This is a genomic window from Clostridium sp. FS41 (genome assembly GCF_000954015.1).
GTDB lineage: Bacteria > Bacillota > Clostridia > Lachnospirales > Lachnospiraceae > Enterocloster > Enterocloster citroniae.
The window spans coordinates 178,935-202,251 of sequence record NZ_JYHN01000067.1; the positions used below are offsets into that span (position 1 = coordinate 178,935).

Below are 23,317 nucleotides of genomic sequence, written 5' to 3' on the forward strand. Positions count from 1 at the left end.
TTATGCGATCTCCAATGCACACTGGATCATGGCATCCAGGTTTCTCTCACGTTCCCCATTGGTCAGGGCCCTGTCCGTATGGATGCTGCTGCCCACTGTCAGCATGCCCAGGGCGCGCTTTCCGGCCCGGGCAGCCGTACAGTAAAGGGACAGGGTCTCCATCTCCTGGACCAGTACGCCCATTTTCTCCCATTCCCCCTTTTCCCCTTTCCGGTCTTCATAAAATACATCTGAGCTGAATACATTGCCCACCCGAAAGGGGATCCTGCTGCCTTGGGCCTGGCTGACAGCGGCTGACAGCAGACTAAAATCAGCAATGGGTGCAAATGTGCCCGGCAGATGATACTGGGCCGGGAAATTGGAATTGGTGCAGCACCCCATGGCAAAGATCAGATCCCCCACCTCCACATCCCTGTGGATGGCACCGGCCGTGCCTATGCGGATAATGGTATCCACATCATAATTCTGGTAGAGCTCATATGCATAGATGCCCATGGATGGGATCCCCATCCCGCTTCCCTGGACTGAAATCTTTTTCCCTTTATAGTAACCAGTATATCCGTTCATTCCCCTGACACGGTTATAACACACTGCATCGGTCAGATAGGTCTGCGCAATGTATTTTGCCCGCAAAGGATCTCCCGGCATCAGGACCGTGCTGCCGATCTGTCCTGGCTCCGCTTCGTTATGAAATGTTTTCATGTCTATTACTCCAATTTTTTTATAGTATTCCTGTCATTCTTTCTCCTGATACTCAGCTCATGCTGGTCAGGGCCGAAAAACAGCTTCTGGGACAATACCGGTGTGTCGTATTCCGTATAGAGCACCTCCTCCAGAAGTAAGAGGGGATCTCCCTCCTGGATGCAAAGTATATTGGCCAGACGTTCCCTCGCCTGTCCCAGACGGATCTTTGTGTCACTGTACAGTCCGTTGGAGGACAAAAGCTCCGTATAGTACCGGTAAACGGTATCCGTATCCTCCAGATCCACATCGCTGCTGTCCAGTATCTCATGGGGCATATACACCATGGCGAATCCGGCCGGCGTCTCCCCGCAGTAGTAGGTGATGTCAATGACAGCCACCACACTGGACGGCCGGAGTTTCAGCACCTGCTGGTGCTTTTGTGTGGCCGGCTGGAAACCGATGGAGGTCACCACCCGGTCCACGGGCTGGATGCAGAAGTCCACAATTGGATTCCCGACTTTTTCCAGCCCACCTTTACTCATATCCTGATTAGAAAGGACAATATTTCCCTTTCCCTGATGATTAATGATCAATCCATCTTCCTGAAGGAGCAGCATAGCCTGCCGCAATGTGCCTCTGCTGACCTGAAGCTGTTCCGCCAGGATATTCTCCCCGGGCAGTTTGTCTCCAGCTTTGTATTTTCCCTCTTTCAGCCACTGGCTGATGGTCTCATATGCAGTCACATATAACGGTATCTTTACATTCTTCTCTTTAATAACGGTATCCTTCACAGGTCTCTTGTGCTCCTTTCATGCGCTTTGGTGTCAGTTCTAGTATAGGACTAATCCACCAATTTGCCAAGTGCTTCCGGACCTTTTACCCGTTTTCCCACAAACAGCAGCACGATCAGGGTCACTGCATAGGGCAGCATCTGCACGAACTGGGAGGGGATGGCCACATCCGTGAGATAAAATCTGGCCGCCTGGGCAACTGCAAATATCATGCCCGCTCCCATGGAGCCCAGAGGCTGCCATCCGCCAAAGATATTGGCCGCCAGTCCCATGAATCCCCTGCCCGCTGTCATGTCCACCACAAACAGGTTGTTCTGGGAAATGGAGAGATAGGAGCCTGCCAGTCCGGCAATACTTCCCGCTATGATCATGGCAATATAGCGGTAACGGTTTACCTGCACCCCGGCGGTCTGCACCGCATAGGGCTGGTCACCCATGGCCCTGTACCTGAGTCCGAATTTTGTCTTATAAAACACGATCCACACAGCCCCCACAATCAGGAACATCCCATAGAGATAGGGGGACTGTTCCTTAAACAGGGCCCCTAAGACGGGAATCCTGGAAAGCCCCGGAACAGTCAGGTTGGGGATGGATGCCACGGATTCCGACATGCCTTCCGTCTGCCAGATCGTCTTAAGCATAACTGCTGTGATCCCGCTGGCAAACAGGTTGATCCCTACGCTCACCACAGACTGGTGCGCTTTCCATTTTAAGCAGAAAAGTGCGTAAAACCAGCCGATCACGCCGCCCAATACAAGAGACAGGGCCACTCCCGCCAGAGCCGAACCAGCGGCGTAGGAACCGGCCACGCCGGCAAAAGCTCCTATGAGCATAATGCCTTCCACACCCAGCAGGATAATGCCTCCCCGCTCCGCAATGGTGCCGCACAGGGCTCCCAGGACAATGGGAACGGACAGCTGCAGGGTAAGTCCGATAAAATTATTGATCATATCCATATGTCATCCTCTCTTTCTGGTCCATTTGATCAGTTCCGGCGCTGCCACCAACAGGATCACCAGGCTCTGTATTACAGTTACCATGTTTGTGCTGACCATGGTCTCCCTGCTCATGCGCAGAGAACCCATGTCCATGATCCCAAAGAGCAGGGCCGTGAGAAGCACGCCTGCGGGGTGGTTCCTGCCCAGAATGGCTACTGCGATCCCCGTAAATCCAAAGGAAGGCGAGAAACCTTCTATAAACCTGTGATATTTTCCAAATACTTCGGTCACTCCGGCCAGGGCTGCAATACCGCCGCTGAGAGTCATGGACATGATCAGGAACAGATTGACCCGGATACCGGCCGTACCGGCGGCTGAAGGGTTGGCCCCCACTGCCCGCAGCTGATATCCCACCGAGGTCTTCCACAGGAAAATGTACATGGCGGCTGCTATAAACAGAAGCAGGAACAGCGCCACGGTCAGCTGAGTCCTGGGCAGCAGCTTGCCAAACCAGATCTCCTCTGCAATCAGCTCGGTCTGGGCCGTGGACCCCTCTGTCTTATAGGGACCGTTGACCAGATAGGAGGTGAACAGGGTGCAGATATAATTGAGCATAATGGCCACAATGACCTCATTGGTACTGAATCTGGCTTTGAATATCCCCGGCACGCTGCCCACCGCCATCCCGGCAAGGATACCTGCCAGGATGCTGACGACCAGCAGCACAGGAGCCGGAAGAAAGCTCAGTGTAAGGGCCGTGATGACGCTTGCCATGGCTCCCGCATGAAGCTGGCCTTCCGCGCCGATGTTCAGCATGCCGCACCGGGAACCCATGGCCACAGCCAGTCCCGTAAACGCCAGCGGAATGCTCTTGCTGATGGTGTTGGCAATGGACTGGGGCGTACCCAATGCGCCCTGTATCAGGGATGAATAAGCTTTGATGGGGGATTCGCCTGCCAGAAGGATGAACAGAGCGCCTATAATAAGGGCTACTCCTATGGCTGCCAGGGATTTTCCGACCTCTGCGGTCTTCTTATTACATATCCATTTCATGAACATTTACCTCCTGTCTCTTTCCTGCCATAAACAGTCCGATCTCCTCTTTTGTGTACTCCCCATTTGTAAACTGGGCGCTGGCCTCCCCCTCATAGAACACGGCGATACGGTCGCTTAAGTTCATGACCTCAGACAGCTCGGCTGAAATCAGAAGGATGGCTTTTCCCTGCTCCTTTAGCTGAAGCAGTGTTTTATGTACACGCTCAATGGCTCCGATATCCAGTCCCCGCACAGGCTGGGCTACCAGCACCAGCCCCGGATCGTGGCTGATCTCCCTTCCAAGGATGACCTTCTGCTGGTTGCCTCCTGAAAGCTGCCCGATCTCCTGTTCCACGCCTGCAACCTTGATCTCAAATGCCTCCACCTGTTTGCCGGCATCCTGCTTCAGCCTGTCATAATCAATAAACCCTTTTTTACAGTATTCCGGTGTATTCTGATACCCCAGAAGAAAATTTTCCGTAATGGAGAATCCGGATACCATGGCATTCTTGTGGCGGTCGGAGGGTATATATCCGATTCCCATGGCTTTCCTGTCCTTTACCGGCAGGGTATGGATCGGCTTTCCGCCAAGCAGGATGCTCCCCTCCGTCACCTTCCGGTTTCCCACGATCATCTCCTCCAGTTCCTGCTGTCCGTTTCCGTCCACCCCGGCTATTCCCAGGATCTCCCCTGCCCGGACAGTCAGGCTCACGGTGTGTTCCGCTCTCTCATGAAGCCGGACTTCCTTTAACTCCAGGACCACATCCCCTGTCTGCTGCCCTTTCTTTGCAACCACGGATTCTACCTGTCTGCCCACCATCTGTGTGGCCAGCTCCTTCTCATTGGTGTCCTGGGTGTTGCAGCAGAATACTACCTTTCCTTTGCGTATAACAGTAATCCGGTCGGACAGGGACATAGTCTCATTGAGCTTGTGGGTGATGAATACAATGGTCTTTCCGCTCTTTTTCAGCTGTCTGAGAATCTTAAACAGCTCCTCCACCTCCTGGGGCGTGAGCACGGCCGTGGGCTCATCCAGTATAATGATATCAGCCCCCCTGTACAGGGTTTTAAGGATCTCCACACGCTGCTTCATACCCACGGATAGGTTGACCACCTTCTCATCCAGGTCGATCCTGAACCCAAACCGCTCCACCAGTTCTTCCACCCTGGCACGGCTCTCCCTGCGGTTCAGGAAAAATCCGCCGGACTCTTTTCCCAGGATGATGTTTTCCAACACGGTCAGCTGGCCTACCAGCATAAAGTGCTGATGTACCATTCCTATTCCCAGCGCATATGCATCATTGGGATTTGCAATGGATGCCTTTTTTTCATTGATAAAGATCTCCCCGGCCTCGGGATGATATAACCCGAACAGGATATTCATAAGAGTACTTTTCCCTGTTCCGTTTTCTCCCAGAAGACAGTGGATCTCCTGGTGTTTTACCGTAAAATCAATGCCGTCATTGGCGCGTACCGGCCCAAAGCATTTTACAATGCCAACCATTTTGATTGCGTCCATACCTGCCTCCTGTTTTTTAGTTCAGCTCAGAGGGAACCTGGATCTCTCCTGCTATCACTTTTTGTTTCAGTTCTTCCAGCTGCTCAAGTATCTGATCCGTTACCTGGATATTGCTCTGCTCCACTGTTACATCCACACCGCCGTCACTTAATCCCAGCATCTGATTCTCCCCTGTGTAGGTTCCCTCCACAACGCTGGCAATTGCATGGTAAGCGCAGGAATCCAGCTTTTTAAGCATACTTGCCATCACATAGTCAGGCGCAATGCCGTTTTGGTTCAGATTCACTCCAATGGCCACAAATCCCTTTTCCTCCGCTGCCTGGAACATACCCATTCCGGAAGCTCCCGCTGCATGGAAGATCACATCCGCATCTTTTTCCACAAAGGTATTGGCAATGGTCTTTGCCGTGGTGGGGTCATTAAAACCTCCCGCATAATCGATCAGCACCTTCATCTCCGGCTCTATATACTGGGCTCCCGCCTGGTAGCCTGCCGCAAAGCGGTTGATCAGTGGATTGTCCACTCCGCCGATAAATCCAATGGTCTTGCTGTCCCCCAGTTTACCGTCTATCTTCTCCTGTTTTGCCAGGGCTGCCAGGGCGCCTGCCAGGAAAGCTCCTTCCTGTTCCTTGCATGAATAGGATGCCACATTGGACAGATCCGAGGTTGCGTCCAACAGGGCAAACCTTTGTTCCGGATATGTATTGGCCACATTGGTCAGGGCGTCCACCTGTTCCGCCCCCACACAGATGATCAGGTCATAATCCCCTGATGCCGCCATCTCATCCTGGATGATCTCCTCATCCGACACGGATTTAGGCTCCACTTCATCATATGTAATGCCAAAGTCCTCAGCTGCCTGCTTTACTCCCTCCAGCGCCAGGTCGTTAAAGGAGTTTCCCCCAAGGCCTGCCTCGGTAAATATGATGCCCACATGGATCGCTCCCTCCGCCGCACCGGCGCTTCCTGATTCATTACCGGACTTCTCCTCTTTACTCTGGGCTCCGCTTCCTGTGGCGGATGCGCCGCATCCCATGATTGCGCTGCCTGCCATGCTGACTGCTGCTAAAAGAACTGCCCATTTTTTCATTGTTTTTTTCATTTGATTCCCCTCCGTTTTAGACTTGTTTTATCACTCTTTAAATATGTTTCTAAACTTGTTTAATAAGTTATTTAAAATGTATCACTACTTTATTGATTTGTAAATCTATTTTTTTGTGTTTTCCTTCATTTCGTTAAAACTCCACGAAAACGGAGGGGGGATTTTGTGCACTATTTTAATCTTATTGGGATTTCCTGGATGAATCAATACTAGTACCCGCCATATAACATAATTTGGCCACGGTATCAGGTACATCTGTTGGACACTTCTAAATCATGATGACAACTCCTGTTTTACTGGTTTTGGCACAACAAAAAAACAGGTACCGATTCAGATTTCTCTTTCTCGATACCTGTTTTTTGTTTCTCTGCTCTCTTTACTTTGTGTTTTAGTCATCCCTTTACATGTACTGTTTTTATTTTCACCTTTCATTATCAATTTCATTTTACTGATACTTTCTCGTCATATCATTAAAATGTTCCCGTTCATTGATAATCTACTTGGTATATGAAAATATCAACCGGTCATGTATCTGGTTTCCTTTCACATTTCATCAGGCAGATCTCTTATTCTCTGTTTTCATATATAATTTAAAATTATATAGAAAACGAAAAATCTCTTTCCGGCGGACCGTACCTCCTTGTTTTTATTTCGTTTCTTTTGTTATTTATAGTATACATAATCGCCCATGTTTTGTCAATACTTTTTTCATTAAATTTCATTCTTATTAGTTTATTGTTTGCCAGCATGTGAATATTCTGAATATTTATACGATTTATCCCAACAGTCGGGTACCTATGTCCGTCATTCCCCACCATATGCTCTTCCACAATATCGTTCCCCAGAATGCCTTCCCTCTTCCATTCTCTTTCTTGTCTCTTCTTGATCCACAGCAATCCTTTCGTAACTGTTCAGGACAGCCCATCTTTGCGGCTGATTTTCCCAGCGCGCACTTATATGCTTAACAGGCTGCAGGCCAGTTGAAAATAAATGATAAGGCTCACCGCATCCACAATGGTGGTAATAAGGGGCGCCGCCATAATAGCCGGGTCCAAATGCACGGCCTGGGCCACAATGGGCAGCACACAGCCGATGGTCTTGGCGATCACCACGGTGGCCAGAAGGCTTAAGACCACGGTGAGGCAGAGCATTTCCCTTCCCGGGAAACGGATGACCAGCTGGATGTAATTGACCAGCCCCAAAAGAACGCCCACGATCACGCCCACCCTGAGTTCCTTCCACAATACCTTGAATATGTCCCTGGCCTCGATCTCCCCCACCGCCATGCCGCGGATGATCATGGTACTGCTCTGGCTGCCCGCGTTGCCGCCTGTGTCTGTCAGCATGGGGATAAAGGTCACCAGCAGGGGAAGCACTGCAAATGCCGCCTCGTACTTGGCCAGTATGCCGCCCGTGATCATGCTGCTCACCATAAGGATCAAAAGCCAGGCCAGCCTGTTCTTTGCCAGGACAAATACCCCTGTCTTCAGGTATGGTTTCTCACTGGGGATCATGGCAGCCATCTTCTCAAAGTCTTCGGTTGCCTCCTGCTCCATCACGTCCACCACGTCATCCACGGTAACGATCCCCACCAGCCGTTCCTCATGATCCACAACCGGAAGGCTTAACAGGTCATATTTGCGGAAGCTCTCGGCCACCTCTTCCTGGTCGTCTGTGGTCACCGCCTTGATCACATGGGTGTCCATGATATTGCCGATGATCTCCTCATAGGGATGCATCAGCAGGTCCTTTACCGTGACCACCCCTTCCAGCCTCCGCTTGGCATCCATCACATAGCAGGTATAGATGGTCTCCTTATCCACCCCATGTTTGCGGATATAGGCAAACGCCTGTTCCACGGTCATGGTCTTCTTAAGGCCCACATACTCGGCTGTCATAATGCTTCCGGCGCTGTTCTCCGGATACTTGAGGAACTGGTTGATCAGCTGTCTGGTGCCGGCGGTTGAGTTCTGGAGCACACGCTTCACCACATTGGCAGGAAGCTCCTCCAGCATATCCACCGCATCATCCACAAACAGGTCGTTGACAATGGCGCTGAGCTCATAATCCGTTATGCTGTTGATGATATGCTCCTGGTCCTCCACAGGAAGGTTGGCGAACACATCACTGGCCACTTCCTTTGACAGCATGCGGAACACCACCACTGTCTTCTCTGAATCCAGTTCCTCTATGAAGGAGGCGATATCCACCTCGTTCATCTCCAACAATATCTCTTTTAGTCTGCGGAACTGCCTGGTATCCAACAGCTCCATTAATTCTTTCAAGTCAAAATTCTCCTGCATCTTATTCCTTTCATGAACGGTACAATCCATGAAAGCAGCACACAAAATAGCCATAATTACAGAAACCTTCCGTAATCCATGGCTATCATCATAAACGCATGAGGAGACGCGCAAAGGCGCCCTGTATCAGTCTGTTAACGGCAGTGAAAGCAAAGCGGGACCAAAGCCGCCATAACAGCTCCCACTACCACACGCTTATGATAATTGTCTGCTTCCATCTTACGACTTCGACCTTCCACTTAGGTTCACTTCCTTTCATTGTTTATTTTATTCCGTTATTTAAGCATACCAGCACACCGCCATAAAATCAACCCCAAAATAAGGATTATTTCACCGCTGCCTGATTTTTCTCATACTATAGATTATATTCTCAAATAACAGGAGTGACTCATATGATTGAATCCACCATAGCGCTGACTCCCCTGCACTATGCCTATCTCATAGGCGTCATCGTCATCCTGGCTGTCATGGTCATGAGGCGGGACACGCCGGCTGTCTGTATTGCTTTTCTTTTCATCCTTGGACTGATCGGTCTTAAATCCGTTACCGGAGGGATTATGACCGTGTTCAATGCCATTCTCTATGCCGGAAAGGAATTCATGGAGGTTTTGGCCACCATAGCCCTGGTCACCTCCCTTTCCAAATGCTTAAAGGACCTTGGCAGTGATTATCTGATGATGGTCCCCATGTCCAGAATCATGAAAACCCCCTCCATCACCTGGTGGATCCTGGGTCTGACCATGTTTGTCTTTTCTCTCTTTTTATGGCCCAGCCCCTCGGTGGCGCTGGTAGGCACCATTATGCTTCCCTTTGCAGTAAAGGCCGGACTGAATCCCCTGGCGGCAGCCATGGCCATGAACCTCTTTGGCCACGGATTTGCCTTAAGCTATGACTTTGTCATCCAGGGCGCACCCGCTGTCTCCGCAGGCGCGGCAGGCATTACCACCACAGGCATCCTTCATCAGGCATGGCCTGTGTTCTGGGTTATGGGTATTGTGACGGTGGGAAGCGCATATCTGTTAAACAGGGAGGAAATGGAAGGAAAGGGGCTGCGCCTGTCCATCCAGACCGAGAGCACCGATCCGCCGCAGAACCGAAGGGCCGCTGTGATCATGGCCGTTGTCACCCCCCTGGCATTTGTGGGGGATATTCTTCTGATGCTGGCATTTCAATTAAAGGGCAACAGCGCCACCAGTATGGTATCGGGCACTGCCCTGATCCTCATGTGCCTGGGCGCGCTTTTGGGTTTCGGGAAACAGTCCTTAGAAAAGGTGACCGGGTATGTGACGGACGGTTTTCTCTTTGCCATCCGCATCTTTGCACCAGTGATCATCATTGGCGCTTACTTCTTTCTAGGCGGAGAAGGGATCGCAGCCATCATGGGCCAGGGATTTTCCCACGGGATCATGAACGACTGGGCCATGTGGCTGGCGCAAAATGCCCCCCTGAACAAATACGTGGCCGCCCTGATCCAGATGGCGGTGGGAAGCCTTACGGGACTGGACGGCTCCGGCTTCTCCGGCCTTCCTCTCACCGGTTCCCTGGCCCGCACCTTTGGCTTTGCCACCGGCGCGTCCGTACCTGTTATGGCAGCCCTTGGACAGATCACCGCCATCTTTGTGGGCGGAGGCACCATTGTACCATGGGGCCTTATCCCTGTGGCCGCCATCTGTAACGTAAGCCCCCTGGACCTGGCCAGAAAGAATCTGGTCCCCGTATGCCTGGGCTTTCTGTGTACCTTTATTGCAGCCTGTTTCCTGCTTTAGGCGTGTTCAAAGCACGCTCCGGGCAGTTTATATCTCATAGAACGAGGAGGAACTGATTATGTGCGGAATTGCTGGTTTTTATAACCCCCATGACCATTACCTGAAAGAAAAAATACATTACGAAACCGTTCTGGCCGACATGGCCGGCCGGCAGCGCCACCGGGGGCCGGATGACAGCGGCCTGTATCTGGCGGAACACGGCGGGCTCTCCCATGCCCGCCTGTCCATTATTGATCTGTCCGGCGGCCGCCAGCCCATGGTGAAATCCGGCTCCGGGCAGACCTTTGCCATTGTCTACAACGGAGAGCTCTACAATACGGAGGAACTGCGCCAGGACCTGATCCGCTGCGGCCGCTCCTTTCAGACCTCCAGCGACACCGAGGTCATTCTCACCGGATACATGGAGTACGGTCCGGAGTTTGTAAAGCAGTTAAACGGCATCTTTGCCTTTGCCATCCTGGACACTGCCAAAAACCGGCTGTGCCTGTTCAGAGACAGGTCCGGTGTAAAACCCTTGTTTTACATGGTACGGGGCCAGGAGATCATCTTTGCATCAGAGCCAAAGGGAATCTTTGCCTATCCCGGCATCCGCCCCAGACTGGACAAAAAAGGACTGAACGAAATATTTTCCATCGGCCCTGCAAGGACTTACGGATGCGGCGTATTCAAAGATATGGAAGAGCTGCTGCCAGGACATTTCCTTATCTGTTCCCACAGCGGGCTGCGTCTTAAGAGCTATTGGAAGCTGGAAAGCCATCCCCATGAGGACAGCTATGAAGAAACCGTTGAAAAGACATCCTTCCTGGTACAGGACGCGGTGCGCAGACAGATGGTCTCCGATGTGCCCATCTGTACCTTTCTTTCAGGGGGCGTGGATTCCAGCCTGGTATCCGCAATCTGCGCCGCGCAGCTGAGAAAGCAGGGAAAGAAGCTCACCACCTTCTCCTTTGATTTTGTGGACAATGACAAGTATTTTAAGGCCAATTCCTTCCAGCCCTCCCAGGACCGCCCCTTTGTGGACCGTATGGTACAGTTTCTGGACAGTGACCACCACTACCTGGAATGCGGCAATCTCACCCAGGCCGACCGGCTCTATGACTCTGTTCTGGCCCACGACCTGCCCGCCATGGGGGACATTGATTCCTCCATGCTCCAGTTCTGCTCCATGGTCAAGGAATACAACAAGGTGGCCCTCACCGGCGAGTGCGCGGATGAGATCTTTGGCGGCTATCCCTGGTTTCACAAAAAAGAGTGCTTTGAAGCCCATACGTTCCCCTGGACCATGGACCTAAATGCCAGAAAGATCCTGCTTGACGACAGCTTCCTGGAGTATCTGGACATGGACGATTATGTAAAAAACACTTACGAACGCTCCGTGGCAGAAACCCCTGTCCTGGCCGAGGATACGCCGGTGGAAGCCAGGCGCAGGGAGATCGCCTACCTGAACCTGAGGTGGTTCATGCAGACCCTTCTGAACCGGATGGACCGCGCCAGCATGTATTCAGGCCTGGAAGCCAGGGTTCCTTTTGCGGACCACAGGATCATAGAGTATGTGTGGAACGTACCCTGGGATATGAAGACCAGGGACGGGGTGGTAAAGAACCTGCTCAGGCAGTCGGCAAAGGGACTGCTTCCCGAAGATATCCTCTTCAGGCGCAAGTCCCCTTATCCAAAAACATATGATACTTCCTATGAAAAACTGCTGGCAGGCCGTGTCCGGGAAATGATGTCCGACAGCCATGCGCCCGTGATGCAGTTCCTGGACCGGAAAAAGCTGGAACTGTTCTTGTCCAATCCCGGCGACTACGGCAAACCCTGGTACGGCCAGCTGATGGCAGGCCCCCAGATGATGGCCTATATCCTGCAGATCAACTTCTGGATGAAAACCTATGACATTGAACTGGTGGAATGATCCATTCCGGGCATATAGAACACGCACTGGTTTTTTCCCCTGTGCTTTGCCTCATAAACGGCCGCGTCCGCCTTTACAAACAGTGTGTCATAATCCTGTCCGTCCCTGGGGCACACGGCCCCTCCTATGCTGCAGGACAGTTTCATGGGCCCAAGCATTGGGTCCGTGATCCCTCCCACCGCATCACACAGGCGCCTGGCGCATTCCATTCCCTCCTCCTCGGAGACAACGCCTGTAAGGAATGCCACAAACTCATCCCCCCCAACCCTGCCGATCAGATCAGATGAACGCAGGGTATTGCGGAACAGTTCCGCCACCTGGCAGAGCACCTGGTCCCCGCTCCTGTGTCCCATGGTATCATTGACATTCTTGAAATTATCCAGATCCATGAAAAGCAGGACGGCCCGGGGATGGCGGGGGTCATTTAAGAACCGTCCGATCTCCCTGTGGATGGCCTGTCTGTTGAAAAGCCCTGTTAGGGAATCAACCCTGGCATGCTGCAGGGCATCCCGCAGCCGCTCCTTCTGTCTGCACTGCTCCTTGTACTCCTTGGTGATATCGGTCCTCATGAGAAGCACAATGTGGTTGGCCCTGTCATAATATACATACTGAAACCGCTTGCGGAAATACCCCTTCCCGGAGTCCGTCACCCCGTAGGAGACCGTGTGCTCCCCTTCCTTGTCCAGCACGGACAACACATGATCCATCTGCATTTCTTTTCTGACCCGCTCCCTGTCCTCCTTGGCCACATATGTATCAATGAAAAAGCCGATCATCCGGCTGTAGCTGCCGGATGAGTCAGGAGGGAACAGGGACGCCCCCTCATTTCTGCGCAGCAGGGTATAGGCATCCTTGGATGCGTCCAGGCAGATGAGATAATCACAATTCCTGTACACATATCGGTCCACAATCTGCTTCAGTACATGGACCTCCCGGTCCTCCTGGCCCAGGTCGATCCCGTAACACAGCATGATGTCCCGGCAGTGTTTTTCCGGTATCAGAAGCACCCGGGTCCAGGTGTAGCCTCCCGTTTTCCTGAGACAGCGAAATTCCAGGTATAAATGCTCTCCTTTTCCGGCAGCTTCCTCCATCCGTTTTTTATTGAATATCCCCAGGAACATCCCGCATTCCTCGGGATGGATCCTCTCCCATGCAAAAGCCTGGAAATCCTCCAGGGTCCGGTTCACACAAAGGCAGCTCTTATCCTTTGTAAAAAAAATGCTCCTGCACTGGCCGGTAGCTATATTGCACTCCACCAGTTCATCAAAAATCCCGGAAAGGGAGCCTGCATATTCTTTTTCCCGTTCCGCGTCCAGCACCATGCGGTTTTGGGGCTTCCTTTCATCCAACTTCCCATCCATGAACCAATTTCTTCCTTTCCTGCAACATTCCCCTGACCCGGCACTGTGATGCATAAGTTTCCATGTATTCGTGCCTGGTATGCAAGTGTATTTTAATTCATAAAATATATGTATCCCATAGTAATTCATAATATGAGAACTGTAGTGTACACTAGTATTGAGGTGAATCACAATGCATGATTACGTTAAAACTTTAGGTACGGTCATCCGCAAAGCCCGGGAAGAACAGGGACTGTCCCAGGCATCCCTGGCTGAAAAGCTGGGAATTGATGTCCGTACCATTATTAATATTGAAAACTTCCGCGGGAATCCTAAGTTCGAGGTTCTCTATCCTTTGGTTACCACTTTGAGGATCCCGGCGGACAGAATATTTTATCCGGGCGCTGAGGCGTTGGGAGACGCCAAACAGCAGCTTCTCTGGGAACTGCACAACTGCAGCGAGGCAGAGGCCAAGGCGCTTCTTCCCGCTGTCCGGTATGTAACGGAACTGATGCGGAGCAAGGCAGCTGATTCCCCGTGATCCTGCTCCCCCAAATTTTCCCGTATACCTTAATTATTTTACTACGAGAACAAAAAAAATACAACAAGATATTCATTAAGGTACATATTTTTCATGTACTGCAATGTATGACCATACAGAAAAACAGCCCGCGGCACCATCTGTTGCGCCGCAGGCTGTTTTTGTTGTTTCCTGTCATCTCACTGATCCGGTATGAAAAACATTGATCATCAATGGGCGATCTCGGTTTATTTCATGGACTCCACAATGGCGTCCGCCATTGCTTCCAGCTCAGCCATCTGAACATCCTTTAATGAGGATTTTACAGTTACCGACTGTTCCATGATCGTCATATTCTTCATGGAACCGATGATCTCTCTCATCTGTTTTCCGGAAAGCACGCCCCATGAACCGTTCTCCATGATGGCCACTGTCCTGTTCTGCAGATTGTGGGCCCTCAGGTCTGTGAGGAAATGCTCCATGTTGCTGAAGATACCGCCGTTGTAGGTAACGGACGCGATCACCAGATGGCTGCACCGGAATGCCTCGGAGATCATAATGGAAGGATGGGTGGAGGACACATCATACATGGCAATGTTCCTTACGCCCCGGTCCGCCAGCATGCCTGCCAGAATATTGGCCGCATTCTCCGTGTTGCCGTAAATGCTTCCGTATGAGATCATCACGGCCTTTTCCTCGGGCGCATAGCTGCTCCAGGTCAGATATTTGTTCACATACCACTCGATATCCGTTCTCCACACAGGTCCGTGAAGGGGGCACAGGGTATGGATCTCCAGGGCAGAGGCCTTCTTTAAAAGAGTCTGTACAGACGGGCCGTATTTACCCACAATATTGGTATAATATCTTCTGGCATCATCCAGCCAGTCCCGTTCAAAGTTTACTTCATCAGCAAAGATGTTTCCGTTCATTGCGCCGAATGTGCCGAAGGCATCGGCGGAAAACAGGATCTTGTCCGTGATATCATAGGTCACCATCACCTCGGGCCAGTGCACCATAGGAGCCATGATAAAGGTAAATGTATGTTTTCCCGTGCTCAGGGTATCATTTTCCTTAACAATGACAGCCCTGGAATCAATATCAAAATTATAGAACTGCTTGATAATGGGAACGGTCTTGGCATTGCAAATAACCTGAACCTCGGGATATCTGCGCACGATCTCACCCAGGGTTGCACAGTGATCCGGTTCCATGTGGTTCACCACCACGTAATCCAGATTCCGTCCCTTTAAAAGAGCGTCTATATTCTCAAAGAATTGTTCTGTAATGGCACGGTCCACGGTATCAAACAGAACCGTCTTCTCATCCAGAAGCAGGTATGCGTTATAGGAGATACCCCTGGGAATGGGAAATGCGTTCTCAAACAGGGCCAGTCTGCGGTCCGTACCGCCAACCCAGAACAGGTCATCTTTAATGCGTTTTACACAGTACATATTCAGTCATCCTTTCGTTAAATGATAATCAATGTTTTATTTCGTTTAGAAGTATACTACATTTTACCCAGATTGTCACTGTATTATTTAGTGTACACTTACTGAAGGATGGTCACGTCCTGGCTTAGGACCCTGTAATTCTCCACCGGATTGCCGGTGCAGTCCAGGAAGCGCAGCCTGCCCAGACCTTCCAGGGGTTTTATGTCTGTTATGTAATTATCCCTGACCGTAAGATGTTCCAGTTCCGGCAAAGCCGCGGCAAACTCCAGGCCGGTGAGCATATTGTCGGACAGGCTAAGGCTTTTAAGTCCGGGATAGTTTCCAAGGAAGTCCGTGTGTTCATCCAGGCTTACCTTGTCATAGTCCACGTACACGATCCCTCCCCCGCCGCTGATCTGAACATTTTTATATAACTTGACTCCGTCCATTTCCACCACTTCCAGGTTCCCATTGGGGGAGAGCTTTCCAAAATCCAGTTCACACTCCACCCCGTTCAGATAAAGTTCCCTCAGGGCAGGCATTCCAAACAGGCCCGATATGTCCTCATAGGTAGCCACACCGTTTAGATCCAGTATCTCCAAGGCCGGAATTTTGCTGACAAATCCCCATTTGGTGGTATCCGGAATGCGGGAGCATTTCAGCCTTTTAAGGTTTGTAAGCCCCGCAAAGGCCGAGGTGGCATCGATATCCACCCACTCCAGAACCAGTTCCTCAAGCTCCCCCATGCCTGCCAGATATCCCACCGTATCCATTCCGGATACCGCAAGCTCTTTAAGCCCGCTAAGCCCCCTGAGATCAGGCTGAGGACAGTTATAGGGCACATCCAGACGCAGCTTCGTAAGCCCGGTCAGCCCTGATACGGCGCTCAGGTCCGTCACCTTGCTGCAGTCCTCAACAGCCAGGGACTTAAGAGTGGTATTCCCCTTCAAACTGTCCAGGTTCAGGACCTCGGCCCTTGACAGGGACAATGAGGTCAGAGCAGGCATGCTTTTCACAAAACCTATATCCTTCATGTTTTCAGACTGGACCGACACCTCCTCCAGCCAGGTCATCACGGACAGAACGGAAAAATCCTTTAGTTCATTACAGTATTCCATGGTCAGGGATTTAAGCCCTTTCATGCCGGCCAGGGCTTTGATATCCGTCAGATCCGATCCCCTGACGGTCAGGCGCTCCAGCCCTGTAAAGACTCCCACTCCTTCCAGGTCTTTCAGTCCCGCGCTGACACGCAGATCCTTTAGCTGTCCGGGATCCTCAAAGGCAGCTGCCACCTCCTGCATGCTCTTTCCATAGCAGCTGATGCGCTCCAGCTTTAACCCCTTAATATCTCCGGCAGATACATATCCTGCCACACTGAGGGCTTTAAGCCCCGTAAAACGGGACAATGCCTTCATATCGATCTTTGTCTTGTCCCGGTCAAACTCCAGCCATGTAAGGTCAGCATCCTGGTCCTCCATCGGATCCTCAAAGCTGTATCCGGCCAGGATATGGTCGGAGGAATATTTATACTCCACCCACCGGATACCTGCCAGGTCCTCATCCGTCAGACTGCCGGCTGGCTTTCCAATGGCAATGGAAGCCATGTCCCCAAACAGGCCCGTAAGCTCGGCCTTTTCCTCCTTTGGTTCCTCCAAAGCCTTTGACTCTGTAACAGCCCCACCGCTTCCGTTTTTTCTTCTGTCTGTCACTGACACGGGCCCGGGCCCCTTGGATCCATCCCACTGTTTTTTTAATCCCGGTCCGAACACCAGCGCCAAGACCACAAGGGCCAGGCCTGTGACAGCTCCTGCCCGTATCCATCCCTCCTTGTCCCGCCCGGAAGGCTTCCCGGATGAGGAAGGCTGCTTTGATCCCCCCGGCGTTTGGGGCACATAATTCATCCTGATCGGCTGGGAGGACAGACGGACATTCCCCTCCCCCTCGTCCTCCAGCACATAGCGGGACCTGCAGTATTCGCACACCGCTATGTGGGGGTTCTTCTCATCCAGTTTCAGTGTTCCGTTGCAGGCAGTGCATTTGAGTTCTGTCAGCTTCATCCCTGTTCTCTCTTTCTGAAAATCATATGTTATATATGTTTTCCATTGTATCACATAAATTGGAAATAGAAAAGAATACACCTGGACCTGAAAGTATTTGAATTATCACATGCATTACGATATACTGTTTTTATCCAGAAACAGGAACGGAGGTGTTCATATTGGATCTGATCAGCCAATTTATAGAGAACTACCGAAAAAAATATACATTCTATGAAAATGCCGGACGTCTGGCTGCCAAACAGCTGGAGACAGCGCTGCAGGCCGCCGGTATCCGTGCCATTGTAACTTCCAGGGCCAAGAACCCGGGAAGGCTGAGAAACAAAGCCATTTTGAGGAATTCAGAGCGGGAAACCCCATACAGGAGCATGAAGGAAATTTATGATGATATGTTTGACCTGGCAGGAGTGCGCGTATCCCTTTACTTCCCCGGCGACCGGGACAAGGCAGGCGCCCTGATCAACGATCTGTTTACGGTCCTGGAAAACAAGCAGTTCCCGGAACAGTCCAAACCGCCCACCTACAACAAGCGTTTTTCCGGCTATTGGGCCAACCATTACAGGATCCACATCAGCGAGGGATCCGTTGTTCCTGCCCAGAAAAAATACACTTCTGTCCGGGTGGAGATACAGGTGGCTTCCGTGCTCATGCACGCCTGGTCCGAGGTGGAGCACGACCTGATCTACAAACCGCTCCAGGGCGCCCTGTCCGATGAGGAGCTTTCTATCCTGGACGAGCTGAACGGGCTGGTACTCACAGGTGAGATTGCCCTGGAACGCCTTCAGAGTGCCGGAAATGAGCGGATCAAGAATAAAGACACCACCTTCAGCAGCCAGTACGACCTGGCCTCCTACCTTTACAACTATATGAGCAATCACCTGAAGCAGGAGGACATTGAGCTGCGCCTGGGAAACATAGAACTGCTGTTTAAGCTTTTGAGCAAGCTGAAGATCGTTAAAGTAAAAGATATCGAGCCCATATTAAAATCAGTAAAATTTGAAAAAGACCGCCGCAACATTTCCCAGCAGATCATTGACCAGATCATCACGGGCAATGAAAAGCGCTACCATATATATCAGGATCTGCGGACCGGCAATGAAAATGCGGATCCCAAATCCCTAAAAGCCATTGACTATTTCTTCGGCCAGTGGGTTCCGCTGGAGAACCTTCTCAACAAAGCGGCCTGCCGCAATGTTCCCAAATCATACGGCGCCTTTAACATCAATACGCTGAGGCGGATGAACGTGCTTGACAAGGATCTTTCCAACAAAGTGGGCGCGCTGCGCAGGACCAGGAACGTGCTGATCCATGACATTGAGACGCCGGATGTGGAGGAACTGATGCATCAGGGGGATGAGATCCACGAAGTATACCAGGCCCTGGCCCACCGCCTTGTAAAGGGCGATGCTAAGACGGAAACTCATACGATAAAGGAGGGGGATGCCTCCTCCTGATCCCTGATATGACCGCGCAGTATGGTAAGCCCCTGTTTCAGCTCCTCATCACTTTTCGCTGAACAGGTGGCAACCCGCACCGCATTTGCTTTTACTTGGTTTCCCACGGAGAACCGCTCGGCGCCGAATACACTGACTCCCAGGCGTGCCAACTCAGCCTCGCACAATCTTCCGGTGCAGTGCACGGGAAGTTCCAGCCATTGATAGTATGATTCCATGCAGGCCGGTCTGTCCGGAAAATAGGAAACATATATCCCATTGCGCCTGAGGGCGGATCTCTGCTTCTTCTGTATAATCTTACATGCCAGGCCGCTTCGGATGATCTCGGCCGCAATCTCCATGTTTAAAGAAGATATCTTCAGGTTCTGGCTGAAGATCCCCTGCTCCATGGGATTGATATATGATTCCGGGACATACAGGTACGCGATTCTCAGTCCGGGACACAGAGGCTTGGACAGCCCGCTGACATAAATGCAGTTTCCGGGGGCCTCCAGGGTAACCGGGATGTATGGGGTTTCCAAGAGAGAGGCATAGTTGTCATCCTCAATTCCCATCAGATCCATTTTCCTGATGATCCCGCCAATCTCCGTTTTTCGTGCATCCGACCATGCAATATTGGTGGGGTTGCTTCCCGCCGGCATCATGTAAACGCCTTTGATGTTCTGCAGGGCACAGGCGCTTTCCAACTGGTCGGGCCGCATTCCCTCCCTGTCGTTTTCAATGGGGACCAGCTGCAGATACAGCTGATTGGCCAGGCTGATGAAATTGGGATACGTATAGGTATCCACCGCAATACGGTCCCCTGCTTCAAACAGGGATGACAATATGGTGGCAAGGGCGTTCTGGGCCCCTGCTGCAATGATGGTATTGTGCTCGCCCGCATCCAGCCCGAACCGCGACAGCCACTGGGCGCCGGCCAGGATCTGTCCCCTGTCCCCCAATGGATGGGAATATTCAAACAGCTGCTCTGAAAAGGGTTTTTTTAAGATCTCAACGGTCAGGTCCCTGATGGCGGCATTGGATTCATAAAAGGGATGGATCAGAGCCATCTCAATCCTTGGAGCAGTGCTCTTTTCCACCGTTGAGGTGGACACATTTGCATAGGGGGTCACAAAGGTTCCTCTTCCTGTCACTGCGTGGATCAGCCCGCGCATTTCACAGAGTTTGTATGCTTTTGTTATGGTACTCAGATTCAGATCCAGAAAATCGGCCAGCTCCCTCTGAGGAGGCAGCTTCGTATTGGCGGACAGCTTCCCGCTTTTAATATCCCTCTCCATCATATCCGCAAGACAATAATAGACGGGATAGGTCAGTTCCTGTTTATCCGGCGCCCAGGACATGGGGTAATCACTAAATGAATTGACTGGCATGGCTATCTCCTTTTTGATGCCATTATACCATCCAAATTGTACCTTTAAAATACTATTCTTGTATGGCATACAATTATAGCATATAAATACGGCATTTCATTATAGCATGTATTTATAGCATGTGATCATAAGAAAAAGCGGGGGATACCGGACATATGGTTACGGCATCCCCCGCCTTATTAGTTTATTTCTTCTCCTGAGGACCTGCATGCTTGTGCTCGGAAAGCGGCATCACATGCATATTGCCCCTTTGCTCATTCTCCGCCCAGAAGATGTCGTCCGCCATCTTCGCCTCCGGATTAAATTCCACGCCTTCAAAGATATGCTTTACAAACTCCTTGTAGCCCACCCGGTCAATGAGGTGTCCGCCGTGGAGATACTCCGGCTTGTAATCCAGGGCCCATGCGGAAAACTTCTGCCAGTTGGAGAACATGCCCAGGATCACGTCCTCTGTCACCCAGTTTAGGAACAGCTTTCCTGCCCTTGGGTTCTGCTTGCCTGTTCTGCCTCCCAGGGTAACCCGGTAAAGCTTCTTGGTTCCTCTTGTCCAGGCTCCGGTGGGACAGATCAGGGAACATTCCCCGCAGCCCACACAGCAGCAGGCATCCTTGTCAACCTTGCCGTTCTTGTTCAGGCTCAGTACCCCGGTGGCATGGTGTTTGCAGGCATCCACACAGGAACCGCAGCCAATGCACCGGTCAATATCATAGTCCTGCTTGTTTACGCCCATGATGCCAAAGTCATTGAAGTTGGCCTTAACACAGTCATTGGGACATCCGGCCACTGCCACCTTGATGTGGTAATGGGACGGAAATATGATCTTCTCAATTTTCCTGGCCAGCTCGTATGTATTGATATTTCCCTTGATGCAGTGGGCGTTTCCAATACAGGACATCACGTTCCTGGCTCCGATGGTGGGATAGCCGTAATCATTAACCTCCATGTCCACATCGCACATCTCCACATCCACATCATGGATATAGCCTTTGAGAAACTTGTTCACTGCTTCGATGTTCTCGTATTTGATCCCAGGCACATCCAGGGTCTGCCTGGTACCCATATGAAATGTTCCGTTGCCGTAGCGCTCACAAAGTTCCTGCACCATGGACAGGTGCCTTGCCTCTATCATGGCTCCGGGCACACGCATCTGAAGCATAAACTCTCCTGCCACCTTGGACTGCCTGAAACAGTTGATCCTCACCTTTTTAATATCTATATCGTGATTCATTCCTTGCCACCCCTCTCTTAGTCAACCAGATACTTGGCCTGGGTATAGTTAAAAACAGGCCCGTCCAGACATACGTATACCTCATCGATCCGGCAGTGTCCGCATTTGCCCACAGCGCAGGACATCTTGCGCTCAAAGGACATCCAGATCTTCTCCTCAGGCACCCCCTGCTTCAGGACCTCAAAGCCGGTAAACTTCATCATTGGCGGCGGCCCCACCACCACTACTGCATAATCCTCCCCCAGATCCTTAAAGGGGATACGGGACACGAATTCTGTTACAAAGCCGGTCTCCCATCCATCCTTGCGGTCTTTGTCAAGGGCATAGATGGTGTCAAATCGCCTGCTCCACCGCTCCAGGTCGCCCTTGAAGATAATGCCCTCCTCATTCTTAAATCCGCTGATCAGATGCACGCTTTTCACAAGGTCAGGGTTGTCGTAGAACATATTCAGCATGCTCTTAACCGGGGCAAGACCGGTCCCCCCCGTAATCACCACCATGTGCTTTCCCTTAAACTGGTCAATCGGCCAGCCCTTGCCATAGGCTCCGCGCAGGAACAGGATATCCCCTGCCTTTTTCTCAAATATCACATCTGTCACCTTGCCCACGGAACGGATGGTAAAATCCATATAGCCTTCCCCAAAGGAACTCACCGAGATGGGCGCTTCCCCGATCTTGGGTATGGAAAGCTGGAGGAACTGTCCGTGCTCCGGCTTGATGTCTGTCTCTACTCTATATGTATACTCGTGAAGGCTCTCACGCTTAACTTCCAATATCTTACATGCCACAGGCTTTACAATATTTTCCATGCTTATCCCCTCTCCTGTCTCATTTCCCCTGCTTTTATCTCCTCAATGGCATCCGCCATGCGGTTTACCGTGGTCACAATGGAGATATACTCCGGACATCGGTCAATGCAGCGGCCGCATCCCACACACATGTGATAGTCCTTAAATCGCGCCTTGTAGTCGTGGAATTTGTGGAGCACCTTATAGCGCATCCTGTCACCGGCCCTGTTTCTAAAGCTCATACCCCCGGCCATATCCGTAAAGTCTTTTACCTGGCAGGAAGCCGTTGTCCTCTTTCTCTCACCCACATTTGCATTTTCATTATAAATAATATCCGTGGTGGTAAAGCAGGTACAGGTACTGCAGGCAACCGTACAGGCTCCGCATGAAATACATCTCCCGTCATACTGCCTCCACATGGGATGGTCCTTTAGTTTTGTCAGGACTTCCTTGTCCGGGATCTCCGGCACCGTGACCTTGAGTGCATTTTCCTCCACAAATGCAGGGGCAAACTCCTCCTGTTCCATCCCTTCAAAATAAGGGGCAAAGGTCTCATCCTTTACCTGGACCGCCAGGCCGTCCTCACCAAAACGGACTGCCAGGGAATAATCCTCTGACCGGTTGGTGCCCATGCTGACGCAAAAGCAGGTATCCCAGCCCCCGGAGCATTCCATCATAACGATCTTCACCCGCTCCTTCATCCTCTTATAATACATATCCTCAAAGCCGCCGTTGGTAAGATATATTTTTTCCTGGTGGTGCTGGGCGTGGATATCGCAGGGGCGCATGAATATCAGAAGCTTTTTGGATGAAACCCTGCTCTCAATAAACTCATCCTCGGTAAAATAAAACAGGGACTGAGTAATGGGGCTTAAAACCTCCTTTGCCGGAAAGTCTGATTTCTCCCTGTACTCAATCTCCTCTACACTGTCCACCCGGGCATACCTGATCAAATCCGTGTCTGAATACCTTCCCTTGCCCACAAACCGCTTTGGGGCCCAGATTTCATACTCATCCTGAAGCTGCCCAAAAATCCTGTCGGCATCCTTAATTCCAACCTTATATCCCATGAAATGCCTC

The 23,317-nt window shown here is 51.3% G+C and carries 18 protein-coding genes; 4 read left to right on the forward strand and 14 right to left on the reverse strand.

What is annotated here, in order from left to right; all coding sequences use genetic code 11:
- The 7 genes from deoD to mgtE all read right to left on the reverse strand — a co-directional run bounded on the left by deoD (position 1) and on the right by mgtE (position 8,372).
- Positions 1-702 (reverse strand): purine-nucleoside phosphorylase, encoded by a 702-nt coding sequence (gene deoD / locus CLFS41_RS20605; protein WP_045093326.1) that lies wholly within the window; start codon positions 700-702, stop codon positions 1-3.
- A gap of 5 nt (positions 703-707) precedes the next feature.
- Complete coding sequence (locus CLFS41_RS20610; protein ID WP_007863809.1) at positions 708-1,475, reverse strand: GntR family transcriptional regulator; 768 nt, start codon at positions 1,473-1,475, stop codon at positions 708-710.
- A gap of 50 nt (positions 1,476-1,525) precedes the next feature.
- Positions 1,526-2,431 carry an ABC transporter permease gene (locus CLFS41_RS20615; RefSeq protein WP_045093327.1) on the reverse strand — a complete coding sequence of 302 codons (906 nt, stop codon included), beginning with the start codon at positions 2,429-2,431 and terminating at the stop codon, positions 1,526-1,528.
- A 3-nt stretch (positions 2,432-2,434) separates the two neighbouring features.
- Complete coding sequence (locus CLFS41_RS20620; RefSeq protein WP_007863805.1) at positions 2,435-3,466, reverse strand: ABC transporter permease; 1,032 nt, start codon at positions 3,464-3,466, stop codon at positions 2,435-2,437.
- Positions 3,450-4,967 (reverse strand): ABC transporter ATP-binding protein, encoded by a 1,518-nt coding sequence (locus CLFS41_RS20625; protein ID WP_045093328.1) that lies wholly within the window; start codon positions 4,965-4,967, stop codon positions 3,450-3,452. The genes CLFS41_RS20620 and CLFS41_RS20625 overlap by 17 nt, the downstream gene beginning before the upstream one ends.
- Positions 4,968-4,983: 16 nt before the next feature.
- Positions 4,984-6,069, reverse strand: a complete 1,086-nt coding sequence (locus CLFS41_RS20630) for a BMP family ABC transporter substrate-binding protein (RefSeq protein WP_007863802.1) — start codon at positions 6,067-6,069, stop codon at positions 4,984-4,986.
- Positions 6,070-7,022: 953 nt separating this feature from the next.
- The gene (mgtE, locus tag CLFS41_RS20640; RefSeq protein ID WP_007863795.1) at positions 7,023-8,372 is read right to left on the reverse strand and encodes a magnesium transporter; all 1,350 of its coding nucleotides are present in this window, start codon (positions 8,370-8,372) and stop codon (positions 7,023-7,025) included.
- 392 nt (positions 8,373-8,764) lie between these two features.
- Here mgtE and CLFS41_RS20645 point away from each other — a divergent pair, with 392 nt between their 5' ends.
- Both CLFS41_RS20645 and asnB read left to right on the forward strand, forming a co-directional pair.
- A complete protein-coding gene (locus tag CLFS41_RS20645; RefSeq protein ID WP_045093330.1) occupies positions 8,765-10,138 on the forward strand; it encodes a hypothetical protein in 1,374 nt (457 codons plus the stop codon).
- A gap of 58 nt (positions 10,139-10,196) precedes the next feature.
- Positions 10,197-12,050: an asparagine synthase (glutamine-hydrolyzing) gene (gene asnB, locus CLFS41_RS20650; protein ID WP_007863791.1), complete on the forward strand. Its 1,854-nt coding sequence runs from the start codon at positions 10,197-10,199 to the stop codon at positions 12,048-12,050.
- Here the strand turns inward: asnB and CLFS41_RS20655 are convergent.
- Positions 12,026-13,411: a sensor domain-containing diguanylate cyclase gene (locus tag CLFS41_RS20655; protein ID WP_007863789.1), complete on the reverse strand. Its 1,386-nt coding sequence runs from the start codon at positions 13,409-13,411 to the stop codon at positions 12,026-12,028. The two genes, asnB and CLFS41_RS20655, sit on opposite strands and share 25 nt — an antisense overlap.
- A gap of 172 nt (positions 13,412-13,583) precedes the next feature.
- Between CLFS41_RS20655 and CLFS41_RS20660 the strand changes: the two genes are divergently transcribed.
- Entirely contained in the window at positions 13,584-13,931 is a 348-nt protein-coding gene (locus tag CLFS41_RS20660; RefSeq protein ID WP_007863788.1) for a helix-turn-helix transcriptional regulator, read from the forward strand.
- A 227-nt stretch (positions 13,932-14,158) separates the two neighbouring features.
- On the opposite strand, the gene CLFS41_RS20665 is transcribed toward CLFS41_RS20660, so the two are convergent.
- Positions 14,159-15,361 carry an FprA family A-type flavoprotein gene (locus tag CLFS41_RS20665; RefSeq protein WP_045093331.1) on the reverse strand — a complete coding sequence of 401 codons (1,203 nt, stop codon included), beginning with the start codon at positions 15,359-15,361 and terminating at the stop codon, positions 14,159-14,161.
- Positions 15,362-15,459: 98 nt separating this feature from the next.
- Positions 15,460-17,397 carry a leucine-rich repeat domain-containing protein gene (locus CLFS41_RS20670; protein WP_045093332.1) on the reverse strand — a complete coding sequence of 646 codons (1,938 nt, stop codon included), beginning with the start codon at positions 17,395-17,397 and terminating at the stop codon, positions 15,460-15,462.
- 161 nt (positions 17,398-17,558) lie between these two features.
- On the opposite strand from CLFS41_RS20670, the gene CLFS41_RS20675 reads away from it, so the two are divergent.
- Positions 17,559-18,851 (forward strand): RelA/SpoT domain-containing protein, encoded by a 1,293-nt coding sequence (locus CLFS41_RS20675; protein ID WP_007863785.1) that lies wholly within the window; start codon positions 17,559-17,561, stop codon positions 18,849-18,851.
- Here the strand turns inward: CLFS41_RS20675 and CLFS41_RS20680 are convergent.
- From CLFS41_RS20680 to asrA, 4 genes are all read right to left on the reverse strand, one after another.
- Positions 18,818-20,221 (reverse strand): PLP-dependent aminotransferase family protein, encoded by a 1,404-nt coding sequence (locus CLFS41_RS20680; protein WP_045093333.1) that lies wholly within the window; start codon positions 20,219-20,221, stop codon positions 18,818-18,820. The genes CLFS41_RS20675 and CLFS41_RS20680 overlap by 34 nt on opposite strands.
- Positions 20,222-20,405: 184 nt before the next feature.
- Positions 20,406-21,449, reverse strand: coding sequence for a sulfite reductase subunit C (gene asrC, locus CLFS41_RS20685; RefSeq protein WP_007863783.1), 1,044 nt, complete (start codon positions 21,447-21,449; stop codon positions 20,406-20,408).
- Between the two features lie 17 nt (positions 21,450-21,466).
- A complete protein-coding gene (gene asrB / locus CLFS41_RS20690; RefSeq protein ID WP_007863782.1) occupies positions 21,467-22,258 on the reverse strand; it encodes an anaerobic sulfite reductase subunit AsrB in 792 nt (263 codons plus the stop codon).
- A gap of 2 nt (positions 22,259-22,260) precedes the next feature.
- Positions 22,261-23,307: an anaerobic sulfite reductase subunit AsrA gene (gene asrA / locus CLFS41_RS20695; RefSeq protein WP_045093334.1), complete on the reverse strand. Its 1,047-nt coding sequence runs from the start codon at positions 23,305-23,307 to the stop codon at positions 22,261-22,263.
- Positions 23,308-23,317: the final 10 nt, after the last annotated feature.

Coding starts and splice junctions, on each gene's coding strand:
- CLFS41_RS20625 (WP_045093328.1), bottom strand. CDS start 4,967: ATGGACGCAATCAAAATGGTTGGCATTGTAAAATGCTTTGGGCCGGTA.
- CLFS41_RS20680 (WP_045093333.1), bottom strand. CDS start 20,221: ATGCCAGTCAATTCATTTAGTGATTACCCCATGTCCTGGGCGCCGGAT.
- CLFS41_RS20645 (WP_045093330.1), top strand. CDS start 8,765: ATGATTGAATCCACCATAGCGCTGACTCCCCTGCACTATGCCTATCTC.
- asrA (WP_045093334.1), bottom strand. CDS start 23,307: ATGGGATATAAGGTTGGAATTAAGGATGCCGACAGGATTTTTGGGCAG.
- mgtE (WP_007863795.1), bottom strand. CDS start 8,372: ATGCAGGAGAATTTTGACTTGAAAGAATTAATGGAGCTGTTGGATACC.
- CLFS41_RS20670 (WP_045093332.1), bottom strand. CDS start 17,397: ATGAAGCTGACAGAACTCAAATGCACTGCCTGCAACGGAACACTGAAA.
- asrC (WP_007863783.1), bottom strand. CDS start 21,449: ATGAATCACGATATAGATATTAAAAAGGTGAGGATCAACTGTTTCAGG.
- CLFS41_RS20660 (WP_007863788.1), top strand. CDS start 13,584: ATGCATGATTACGTTAAAACTTTAGGTACGGTCATCCGCAAAGCCCGG.
- CLFS41_RS20630 (WP_007863802.1), bottom strand. CDS start 6,069: ATGAAAAAAACAATGAAAAAATGGGCAGTTCTTTTAGCAGCAGTCAGC.
- CLFS41_RS20665 (WP_045093331.1), bottom strand. CDS start 15,361: ATGTACTGTGTAAAACGCATTAAAGATGACCTGTTCTGGGTTGGCGGT.
- CLFS41_RS20615 (WP_045093327.1), bottom strand. CDS start 2,431: ATGGATATGATCAATAATTTTATCGGACTTACCCTGCAGCTGTCCGTT.
- deoD (WP_045093326.1), bottom strand. CDS start 702: ATGAAAACATTTCATAACGAAGCGGAGCCAGGACAGATCGGCAGCACG.
- asrB (WP_007863782.1), bottom strand. CDS start 22,258: ATGGAAAATATTGTAAAGCCTGTGGCATGTAAGATATTGGAAGTTAAG.
- CLFS41_RS20655 (WP_007863789.1), bottom strand. CDS start 13,411: ATGGATGGGAAGTTGGATGAAAGGAAGCCCCAAAACCGCATGGTGCTG.
- asnB (WP_007863791.1), top strand. CDS start 10,197: ATGTGCGGAATTGCTGGTTTTTATAACCCCCATGACCATTACCTGAAA.
- CLFS41_RS20620 (WP_007863805.1), bottom strand. CDS start 3,466: ATGAAATGGATATGTAATAAGAAGACCGCAGAGGTCGGAAAATCCCTG.